The 380-nt window shown below is 72.9% G+C and carries 1 protein-coding gene; it reads left to right on the top strand.

The genetic code is table 11. The features are described from left to right. The coding region (locus ACOADB_RS22755) for a CocE/NonD family hydrolase (RefSeq protein WP_378604032.1) at positions 1-380 on the top strand (380 nt) is incomplete at both ends.

Below are 380 nucleotides of genomic sequence, written 5' to 3'. Positions count from 1 at the left end.
ACCGTGTCGCGGCCGCACCGCTGCCCCAGCTGCCCCAGCTGCCCCAGGTCGCGCCGACGCCCTGGAAGCCGCGGCCCGAGCAGTACAAGGCCACGGTCACCACCCGGGACATCCCGATCGTCATGGACGACGGGGTCGTCCTGCGGGGAGACCTGGTCCGACCGGCAGTGCTCGGCCAGCCGGTCCTCACGAAGCTGCCGGTGATCGTCACGATCACGGCGTACAACAAGACCGTGATGGCCTCGGGTGGCGGCGGCCTCGCCGGCGCCGGGCCTGACTACCTCGTCAAGCGCGGCTACGCGCAGCTGACGGTCGACGCGCGCGGCACCGGCTCCTCGCAGGGGCAGTGGGGCGCGTTCAGTGCCCGCGAGGGCAAGGAC

Origin of the sequence: Nocardioides sp. CPCC 206348 (assembly GCF_048654705.1) — a bacterium.
Lineage (GTDB): Bacteria > Actinomycetota > Actinomycetes > Propionibacteriales > Nocardioidaceae > Nocardioides.
This window is presented reverse-complemented; position numbering and strand designations above follow the sequence as displayed.